Source organism: Mesorhizobium sp. M4B.F.Ca.ET.089.01.1.1 (assembly GCF_004022605.1).
Taxonomy (GTDB): Bacteria; Pseudomonadota; Alphaproteobacteria; order Rhizobiales; family Rhizobiaceae; genus Mesorhizobium; species Mesorhizobium abyssinicae.
This window is the reverse complement of record NZ_RZOS01000253.1, coordinates 1-8,248: the sequence shown is the minus strand read 5'-3', so window position 1 is coordinate 8,248 and position 8,248 is coordinate 1. Positions and strand designations below refer to the sequence as shown.

The following is an 8,248-nucleotide window of genomic DNA, read 5'->3' as shown; positions in this document are numbered from 1 at the left end:
GTCCAGATAGATGTCGAAACCGCTCCGGATGTAGCGATCGTCGCCATCGGCCGAAAACAGCTTCAGCGTCTGCACGTTGGAGTAGGAATCGACGATTCGGCCGTTGATCATCGAGCCGGCCTCGGCGGTCGCCTCGGCGTGCCTGCGGATCGCCGGCAGATAGCGCTTGGCCAGAAAGCCGAAGGCGGCGATCCAGAGCACCACAAGCACCGCCAGCCTGAGATCAAGGCCGGCGACCAGCGCGAGCGTCGTCACCGTATAGACGATCATGAACCAGATGACCTCGATGAAGCTCTCCATCAGGTCGCCGGTGGCCTGCCCCGCCTGCCAGACCTTGGTGGCGATGCGGCCGGCGAAGTCGTTCTGGAAGAAGGCGTAGGACTGGCGCGAGACATGGCGATGCGCCTGCCAGCGCACCAGATTGTAGAAGCCGGGCGTGATCGTCTGCTCGTCGACCAGTGCCGAGAGCCCGACGACCAGCGTGCGGATGATCAGCACCACCGCGCCCATGAACAGGAGCTCGGGACCGGCGGCGGTCCACAGCGCATGCCAGCTACGCTCGCCGGGCAGTTGGTCGAGGATGTCGACCAGCCGCCCGACGAAATAGAACAGCCCAGCCTCGACCAGCGGCGCAATGCCGCCAATGATCAGCATTGTGAAGAAGGCGAGCTTCGCCTGTCCGACATAGTGCCAGAGGAAGCCGCCGACACCGGTCGGTGGCCGAAGGTTCGCCGGCTCGCGGAACGGATAGACCCAGCGCTCGAACCAGCGATAGACGGCTGTCATCATGCGGTGGCCATCATTCTGCAGCTTGACCCTTGGCCCCGATGTCGTTGGCGGCCTCGGCCGGCGCCTCGTCGAGCAGGAAGCCGCCCGACTGGCGCTGCCAGAGCTGCGCATAGAGTCCGCCCTTGGCGACGAGGTCGTCATGCGAACCTTGCTCGATGACGCGGCCCTTATCCATGACGACGAGCCTGTCCATCGCGGCGATGGTCGACAGCCGATGCGCGATGGCGATGACGGTCTTGCCCTGCATCAGCCTGTAGAGGTTCTCCTGGATCGCCGCCTCGGCCTCGGAATCGAGCGCCGACGTCGCCTCGTCGAGGATGAGGATCGGCGCGTCCTTCAGCATGACGCGGGCAATGGCGATGCGCTGCCGCTGTCCGCCCGACAGTTTGACGCCGCGGTCGCCGACATGGGCATCGAACCCGGTGCGGCCGTTGGCGTCGATCAGCCCGCCTATGAAATCCAGCGCCTCTGCCCGCCCCGCCGCCTCGATCAGCATCTCATCGGTGGCATCCGGCCGGCCATAGAGGATGTTCTCGCGCACCGAGCGGTGCAGCAGCGAGGTGTCCTGCGTCACCATGCCGATTTGCGCACGCAGCGAATCCTGCTTCACCGACGCGATCTCCTGGCCGTCGATCAGGATCTGGCCGGCTTCGAGGTCGTAGAAGCGCAGCAGCAGATTGACCAGCGTCGACTTGCCGGCGCCCGAGCGGCCGACGATGCCGACCTTCTCGCCCGGCTTCACCGTCAGCGACAGGTTCTCGATGACGCCCTTCTGCTTGCCGTAGTGGAAGCGGATGTCGTCGAAGCGGATTTCGCCGCGTGTGACGGCGATGTCCTTCGCGCCCGGCCGGTCCTCCACCAGGCGCGGCAGCGAGATCGACTGGATGCCGTCCTGCACCGTGCCGATGTTCTCGAACAGGCCGGACATCTCCCACATGATCCACTGCGACATGCCCCACATGCGCAGCACGAGGCCGATGACCACGGCGACGGCGCCGATCGTCACCGCCTGGCCGAGCCACAGCCACAGCGACAGCGCGGTGACGGAAAACAGCAGCAGCGCGTTGAGGATATAGAGCAGGCCGTAGAGCACCGTCACCAGCCGCATCGAGCGGTAGACCGTCTCGAGGAAGCCTGACATGCCCTCCTTCGCGAAGCTGGCCTCGCGCCGCGCATGCGAAAACAGCTTGACCGTCTGGATGTTGCTGTAGCTGTCGACGACGCGGCCGGTCATGGTCGAGCGCGCATTGGCCTGCTCCTCGCCGACCTTGCCGAGCCGCGGAATGAAGTAGCGTAGCAGCCCGATATAGCCGACCAGCCAGATCGCGAGCGGCGTCGCCAGCCGCCAGTCGGCCGAACCGACGATGAACAGCATGCCGAGGAAGTAGACGATGACGTAGTTGAGCACGTCGATAAGCTTGATGACGCATTCGCGCACTGCGAGCGCCGTCTGCATCAGCTTGGTGGCGATGCGGCCGGCGAACTCGTCCTGATAGAAGGCCATCGACTGCTTCAAGAGGTAGCGATGCACCTGCCAGCGGATGCGCATGGGATAGTTGCCCATCAGCGTCTGCTGGTTGAGAAGCGAGTGGAACCACACGGTGCCCGGCAGCGCGAACAGCACGACGAAAGCCATGCCTGCGAGCTTCCAGCTCTCGGTCTGCAGGAAAGTCTCGCGATTCTGCCCCGAGAGCCAGTCGACGATGCGGCCCATAAAGCCGAACATCCACACTTCGGCGACGGCAATCGCCGTCACCAGGAGCGCGTCGAGGATGATGTAGGGCCAGGCGCCGCGCGTGTAATGCACGCAGAAGGCGACCAGCGTCTTCGGCGGTTCGACCGGCTCCGCGGCCGGGAACGGATCGAGCTTGTTTTCAAACCAGCGGAACATTGCAGGCACTCGACTGTCTATGCGCTCACGCGGCGCGGGATTGATGGACAAGCATGCTCGACCGCGCAGCGCCGCGGGCCGGCGATGCAGAATCATCTGCATCGCCGGCCCTGCTTCGCGCAATATAGGGTGTCGCGGGCTTTTCGCCGACAGGCTCAGCCGACGATCCTGACGCCCCGGAGTTTCCGGGCGAAAAACTGGCGCCTGCCCGGCCTTTCGCGCCGGGCCGGATCAGCCTGATGATGCGGCGCACCAGCGAAGGCCGGCTGTGGTCAGGCACGGCGCGCGAGAAGTCGACGTCCGGCAGCATGCCGCGATGCGGACGCCGGCGCGTCTCGGCGTGGACTGCCGACGAGTAGGTCTCGCCGACCAGCAGCGCCCAGGTCGCCATCCTGCGCTCGTGCAGGCTTCTGGAGCCGGGTATTTTGTAGGGATCGAACATCGGTCCATCCTCCATGTGCAAATGCGATAAAAAGGGTGACGCAACATCGACTTCCGGCATTCGGCCGAAGCGGCCGAGTACTTCGGTGCGCGCAGCGTCGGTCCGGACATGACGGCAGGCGTCAGTCAGGACACGGTCAGGTGGGGCGTCGGGCCCCTTTGGGCGTTTGAAAAACATCGCAGGATTCCTTCGAGAACCGAAAACTGGGTTCGGGGGAATCGGTGCGATCAAGTCTTAGAGAGTCAGGAGAATCGTCGTACCGAAACCGCCGCGGAGCGCATAAGGCGCCAGGAGGGGCGCTGGTTGTGCATGGTCATCATGAATTCCCCCTCCATCGGTTCGGGTTGACAATGAGAGGCGTATACTCGACTTCGCAGAAAATGACCACCCGCCAGTCCAGCAATCTGCGAAACCTGGAAATCTCTGTGGCCGATCTGCCACTTATTAGAAAGACGCGGAAATGAACGGCCGTCTCCGCATCGCGCTCTACCAGCCTGACATCGCCGGCAACACCGGAACGATCCTGCGCTTCGCCGCCTGTCTCGGCCTTGGCGTCGACATCATCGAGCCGGCCGGCTTCCCGCTCTCCGACCGGGCGCTGAAACGGGCCGGCATGGACTACCTCGAAATGGCCGATCTGACCCGGCATGTCGACTGGAACGCCTTCGAGCAATGGCGCGTGGGCGACGCGCGTCGGCTGGTGCTGCTCACCACCAAAGCCGCTGCCGCCTATACGGACTTTGCCTTTGCCGATGGAGACATTCTGCTTTTCGGTCGCGAATCCGCAGGCGTGCCGGATCCGGTCCATGACGCTGCGGATGCTCGCCTGACCATCCCGATGCGGCCGGGCGCGCGCAGCATCAATGTCGCGCTGTCCGTCGCCATGGTCGCTGGCGAAGCGATCCGCCAGCTCGCATAGGATCCGTGATCCGCCGTCCCTGCCGTCACCGAGGGCCGTGGTTTCTCCAGTCAGTTTCGTCCAGGCGCACATCGCCTTCTCCTGCATTTGCCCGATCAGGATTTCTTCGCTACAAGCTCAACTTAACTTGAGGTCAAGCGGAAAGTGGCAGATGGCTCCAGCAACGGAATTGACGGTCGGCCAGGTGGCCATGCGCAGCGGCGTCGCCGTATCGGCGCTGCACTTCTACGAGACGCGCGGGCTGATCCGCAGCCACCGCACGGCCGGCAACCAGCGGCGCTACAGCCGCGACGTGCTGCGGCGCGTGGCGATCATCCGGGTCGCCCAGGAGGTCGGCATCTCGCTCTCCGAGATCGCCGCGGCGCTTCAATCCCTGCCCGAGGGCCGCACCCCGACGCGCGAGGATTGGAATCTGCTTTCAACGGCTTGGCGCGACGGGCTCGACCACAAGATCGCCCAGTTGAAGAAGCTGCGCGACGGCCTGAGCGACTGCATCGGCTGCGGCTGCATGTCGATCGACAAATGCCCGCTCAGGAACAAGGAAGACCGGCTGGCGCGGGAGGGCACTGGAGCGCGCAGGCTGATGGCGCGCTGATCAATCCGCCGCCGGCAGCCGCCTTATCGTGAATTCGATGACGTCGCCCGGCCGTTCGAACCAGCTTTCGATCTCGGTCCAGTAGGCCTGCTTGGGAAAGCGCTCGAACCATTCCTTGGCCTTGAGGCGGGCGTCCGAGCGCGGCAGGACGAAGGTCTCGCGCAGGAAGCCGTCGCGCGGCATGCGCTCGCGCTCGGCGCGCGAACGGTCGAGCCTCTTCTTCAAGCCATCCAGCGGCGGTCTTGCCGGGGTGCGCACGAAGGAACTCCTTGCACCGTGGTCAGACAGGACTTGACCCTTGCCCCTGAGAGATTAGGGATCGCGCCCGGAAAAGACGAGTCCTTTATCGTCCGCGACTGGAGACCTGATTTTGGAACGACCTGAAATACCGGTGGGCCTGCCTGCCGACATCGAAGAGAAGAAGGTGAAGGCGCGCCTGTGGTTCGAAGCATTGCGCGAGCGCATCTGCGCCGCCTTCGAGCAGATCGAGCAAGATCTGGAGGGGCCTCTGGCCTCATGGTCGCCCGGCCGCTTCGAGAAAACGCCATGGCAGCGGGACGAAGGCAAGGGCGGCGGCGGCACCATGTCGATGATGCATGGCCGTGTCTTCGAGAAGGTCGGCGTCCACACCTCGACCGTCTATGGCGAGTTCTCGCCCGAATTCAGGAAGCAGATGCCGGGCGCCGAGGAGGATCCGCGCTTCTGGGCAAGCGGCATCTCGCTGATCGCGCACCCATGGAATCCCAACGTGCCGGCCGTGCACATGAACACGCGCATGGTCGTCACCTCGCGCCAGTGGTTCGGCGGCGGCGCCGACCTGACGCCGGTGCTCGACCGCCGCCGCGTCCAGGACGATCCCGATACGCTCTCCTTCCACCGCGCCATGCGGTTTGCCTGCGAGAAGAACGCCGGCGTCGCCGACTACGCCAAATTCAAGGACTGGTGCGACGAGTATTTCTATCTGCCGCACCGCAGCGAGCCACGCGGCATCGGCGGCATCTTCTTCGACTGGCTGCATTCTGGCGAGGACGCGGGCGGCTGGGACGCCGATTTCAACTTCGTCCAGGATGTCGGCCGCTCTTTTCTCGTCGTCTACGGGCACCTGGTCCGGTCCAATTTCAACGACAACTGGACCGACGGCGACCGTGACGAACAGCTCGTCCGGCGCGGCCGCTACGCCGAATTCAACTTGCTTCACGATCGCGGCACCATCTTCGGGCTGAAGACCGGGGGCAATGTCGTCTCGATCCTCTCCAGCCTGCCGCCTGAGGTAAGATGGCCGTAAAATATCGGTGAGCGGGACGTGAGCCGCAATGGCGTCCCATTCGCCGAATCTGGGCGCGCAATGTGGCGACCGGATTATCTTTTTCGTCTAATAGGCATTTGAAAAATCAGGGCTATTTGTCGTTTCCGGGCCGGGAAACGCCGGCGGCTCTTCTCTCCCGTGAGCCGCGACCCGACGTGACCGGACGGCCTTTGATCGAGTGGGCGCCTTCCCGACCGGGTGCCCGCATTTTCCAGGAGAACATGCCATGCGCAAGCTTATTGTGACGGCAGCAGCCGCTGCTCTTCTCGCCACTGGTGGCGCCGCGTTCGCGGCGGTCAAGCACACCACGGGTACGGTGAAGAGCTTCGATGGAACGGCCATGAGCCTCGTTCTGGATGATGGATCCACCTTTACGCTGTCCAAGGCCTTCAAGGATCCTGGCCTGCAGGCTGGCGAGAAGGTTCGCGTTTCCTGGGACATGAGCGGCAAGAACAAGGTTGCCGAGGCAGTCAAGATCATGAAGTGACGGCCTGCTCGCAGGAGCAAGACAGGGCTATTTCCGGTCTTGCTCCGAGGTAGCGTAAGACGGGCGGAGCAGCGATGCTCCGCCTTTTTCGGCTCCTGCGGCAACCAAAGCCAGCGAGCCGTGTTATGGTTGCTCGCCAGCACACGACCCGAAGGCCCCCAGGTTTTCGACGAAAGGGGTTTTCGAAAAAGGATCGTGCGCGCATCAGAGTGCCGGATCGGATGTCCGTCGGCGCTCCAAGGAGGAAAGGAGAATCCGATGAAGGAATTCCACTGCGGATCGCTCGTGCCGGGCTGTGAGTGGCATACACGCGCCGAAGAAGAGGCCGAGGTGATGCGCCGTGCCGTCGAGCATATGCGCGAGACGCATGGCGAAACAACCATTCGCGAGACGATGATCGAGGCGATCCGCTCGCGTATCCAGAAGGTGCGTGACGCCGCGTAACGGCTTCCGGCCGGATCAGATCACGGATCTTGCGCGATCCGGCCAACAAGCAGGCGAAGGGGATGCCGGATCCGACGGCATCCCGCCCCACTTCCGGCCGCGGCTGCCGAAGAGCGCAAATATTTTCAATCAAATACTTATATTCGCACCTGCTTGGATAACCCGACGGTAACGGTAGGCGTGCCACCATCGGGGAGATAATCCGGATACAGGGGCAGCCAGAGAAGCCCGTCGCCACCAGGCGCTGATCCGGAAACGGTGGGGCGAGGTGTTTTCGCGCATGCGCGAAAGGTCCGGCAATCGAGGTAGTTTCCGTTGGACAGCGCTGCTGCTGTCCGCCTTCCTTGGCGCGCCTCCGGCGTCCGGGCAGGAGATGACGACGTCGCTTGTCGACATGCACCAGGGCTCGCAGCTCAGTGACCGGGCCAGAGGCCTCGGCGACGGCGGCTATGAGTTGCAGAGCGGATCGTGGGTATCGTTCAACCGGTGGTATCACGCCACCTGGGTCGACCTCCACGTCGACTTTCTCACCCAGCTGACTGAAGACACCGGAATCCTGTGGGGTTTCGGCACCGGAGAAAGCGCCGAGAAGTACAGCATCGAGCCCAGCTTCAAGCTCGGCTTCCTCACTCAGATGCACCCGAGTGCGAGCAGCACCCTGTCCTTCTCGCTGACCTCGACGATCGGCGGCAACCTCACCGAAAAGCCGTGCGTGGCCGACTATGGGGACCTGGGCACCTACAGCGTCAACTGCCGGCTCGCGGCCACCGAGATGGCACCTGAGCAAACCCTGAAATATCTGGTTAACGCTAAACCGGAGACCATGCGTCTCTGGCTGAATTACCGTGTTACTTTCTGACCTTGGAGGCTGACATGAGCAGGTTGACCCGCCTCGAAGTTCACAATCGTCCATCCTGGTTCCTGTTCGACTGGAGTAAGAGCATGTCAGCCAACCACTGGAAATTCGGCCTCGCCGCCGCGCTTGCCATCTTCTCGGCGCCGATCGCTTCGGCGCAGGAAGCTCTCGACGCCGACCAGACTGCCGCGCTCTGCCACGGCGCAGGGTCGATTTGCGTGAGCGCCACGATCCCGGCCACGCCGACGACGCAAGCGACGGTGCAGAGCTGGATGAGCCCCGAGGTCGGCGCCGCATGGGCGGCCGGCTACAAGGGCAGTGGCGTCACCATCACCATCGTCGACGATTTCAGCAGCACGTCGCGCTTCTCCGGCAATTTCGGCCTCGGCACGCAAAACCAGCGGCACGGCGAATGGACCCGCCAGGAAGCCAGCATGGTTGCGCCCCTGGCAGCCATCCGGTCGAAGGACTTCTCGACGGGCTCGTCGGTTGCGCTGGCGGCGGGCCTGAACGTGCTCC

9 protein-coding genes and 2 pseudogenes are annotated in these 8,248 nt (G+C 63.7%); 7 read left to right on the top strand and 4 right to left on the bottom strand.

The features are described 5' to 3' along the window. The 3 genes and pseudogenes from EN780_RS21605 to EN780_RS21595 form a co-directional block, all read right to left on the bottom strand. Positions 1–789, bottom strand: a pseudogene (locus tag EN780_RS21605) (ABC transporter ATP-binding protein); the annotation flags it as partial. A 10-nt stretch (positions 790–799) separates the two neighbouring features. Next, entirely contained in the window at positions 800–2,680 is a 1,881-nt protein-coding gene (locus EN780_RS21600; protein WP_128275267.1) for an ABC transporter ATP-binding protein, read from the bottom strand. Positions 2,681–2,705: 25 nt separating this feature from the next. Then, positions 2,706–3,122 carry a hypothetical protein gene (locus EN780_RS21595; RefSeq protein WP_245500046.1) on the bottom strand — a complete coding sequence of 139 codons (417 nt, stop codon included), beginning with the start codon at positions 3,120–3,122 and terminating at the stop codon, positions 2,706–2,708. A 460-nt stretch (positions 3,123–3,582) separates the two neighbouring features. On the opposite strand from EN780_RS21595, the gene EN780_RS21590 reads away from it, so the two are divergent. Together EN780_RS21590 and soxR are read left to right on the top strand one after the other, a co-directional pair. Next, on the top strand, positions 3,583–4,041 hold the full coding sequence (locus tag EN780_RS21590; RefSeq protein WP_128275265.1) for a tRNA (cytidine(34)-2'-O)-methyltransferase: 459 nt from the start codon (positions 3,583–3,585) through the stop codon (positions 4,039–4,041). Between the two features lie 151 nt (positions 4,042–4,192). Beyond that, positions 4,193–4,636: a redox-sensitive transcriptional activator SoxR gene (gene soxR / locus EN780_RS21585; RefSeq protein ID WP_128275264.1), complete on the top strand. Its 444-nt coding sequence runs from the start codon at positions 4,193–4,195 to the stop codon at positions 4,634–4,636. On the opposite strand, the gene EN780_RS21580 is transcribed toward soxR, so the two are convergent. Then, complete coding sequence (locus tag EN780_RS21580) at positions 4,637–4,894, bottom strand: hypothetical protein (protein WP_006202578.1); 258 nt, start codon at positions 4,892–4,894, stop codon at positions 4,637–4,639. Between the two features lie 112 nt (positions 4,895–5,006). Here EN780_RS21580 and hemF point away from each other — a divergent pair, with 112 nt between their 5' ends. The 5 genes and pseudogenes from hemF to EN780_RS21555 all read left to right on the top strand — a co-directional run. Then, entirely contained in the window at positions 5,007–5,921 is a 915-nt protein-coding gene (hemF, locus tag EN780_RS21575; RefSeq protein ID WP_128275263.1) for an oxygen-dependent coproporphyrinogen oxidase, read from the top strand. Between the two features lie 247 nt (positions 5,922–6,168). Next, on the top strand, positions 6,169–6,429 hold the full coding sequence (locus tag EN780_RS21570) for a DUF1344 domain-containing protein (protein WP_128275262.1): 261 nt from the start codon (positions 6,169–6,171) through the stop codon (positions 6,427–6,429). 258 nt (positions 6,430–6,687) lie between these two features. After that, on the top strand, positions 6,688–6,873 hold the full coding sequence (locus tag EN780_RS21565; RefSeq protein ID WP_126058661.1) for a DUF1059 domain-containing protein: 186 nt from the start codon (positions 6,688–6,690) through the stop codon (positions 6,871–6,873). A 280-nt stretch (positions 6,874–7,153) separates the two neighbouring features. Continuing rightward, positions 7,154–7,732, top strand: a complete 579-nt coding sequence (locus EN780_RS21560) for a hypothetical protein (RefSeq protein ID WP_127282807.1) — start codon at positions 7,154–7,156, stop codon at positions 7,730–7,732. A gap of 14 nt (positions 7,733–7,746) precedes the next feature. Continuing rightward, a pseudogene (locus tag EN780_RS21555) lies at positions 7,747–8,248 on the top strand (peptidase S8 and S53 subtilisin kexin sedolisin); the annotation flags it as partial.